This window comes from Methanoregula sp. (assembly GCF_002835825.1).
In the GTDB taxonomy this organism is placed as follows: domain Archaea; phylum Halobacteriota; class Methanomicrobia; order Methanomicrobiales; family Methanospirillaceae; genus Methanoregula.
In genome coordinates, this window is sequence record NZ_PIZH01000632.1 from 1 (window position 1) to 1,202 (window position 1,202).

General features: G+C 58.8%; 1 protein-coding gene. It reads left to right on the forward strand.

The features are described from left to right. Nucleotides 1-1,202: exodeoxyribonuclease V subunit beta (locus tag CW742_RS13985; RefSeq protein WP_292421429.1), on the forward strand; the 1,202-nt coding region annotated here is incomplete at both ends.

Consider the following 1,202-nt stretch of genomic DNA (forward strand, 5'->3'; position numbering starts at 1 on the left):
CTTGACAAGCTTGCGGAATTTCCGGGTGCGGATGCGTTCTGTAGTGCGATGACCGGAGTCCTCAACAAAAAGATGGGGAACGTGGGGAGCAAAAAGAACTGGCGCGGGGACGATCTGGACACGGTCAAGAAAGCGCGGAAGAGACTCATCGAAATTCTTTCGGGAAGGGAGGCGCTCTGCAGGATGACCGTCGACCCTGCCGATCCGCTTGTTACCGGGTCCCTCGCGTTCCTGCGGGATCTCTCGCATGTTGTCCACCGCTACCTTGCCCTTGTTGACGAGGGGAGATCTGCGCTCGGCGGCCTTGACTTCTCCGATCTCATCATCCACGCACGCGACCTCGTGACCCGGCAGCACACGCTCGTGGCCGCGCATCTCTCCGGAAGGTACCGCTATATCCTTGTCGATGAGTTCCAGGACACCGACCCGGCGCAGCTTGAGATCATTCTCGCGCTTGCCGGGGAACCGACGCCGTCAACCGACTGCCTTTTCATTGTCGGCGATCCGAAACAGTCCATCTACCTGTTCCGGGATGCCGATGTGACCCGGTTCAAGGAAGCCCAGCAGATCATCGATTCTGCCTGCAAAGGGAAGACCGTGAACCTTGACATGAGTTTCCGGAGCACGAAGGAGGTGATCGGTTTGACGAACATTCTCTTCCGGAACCTGTTTGCATCTGCGGAAAAGCCATGGGAATTCGGGTACGAGCCGATCCGTGCCTCGGAAGGCAGGCGGGAACATGCAGGCTCCGTTGAGCTGATGCTCTCCCCCCATGGGAGCGACAGTTCTTCAACAAAAAGGACCGAGGCAGACATGGTGGCGCGGAGGATCTACAGTCTCCTCCATGCGGCTCCGGCAGAGGTGTACGAGGAGCAGCCGGACCATTCGTACCGGAACCGCCCGGCCCGGTACGGCGACATCGCGATTCTCTTAGAGCAGAGGACCAATCTTTCGTGGTACCTCTCCTCCCTGACCCGGCTTGGCATCCCGTATTACGTGCATGGAGGCACCGGCTTTTACGGCAGACAGGAGATCTATGACCTGTACAACCTGCTCGCGTTCCTTGAGAACAGCCATGATGATGTGAGCCTTTTCGGCGCGCTGCGGTCTCCCTTCTTCGGGATGGCGGATGCCGAGCTCTTTTACCTCTCCGAAGAACGCGGCGCCACGGTGTGGGAGAAACTCGGCCGGTATTGCGAAAG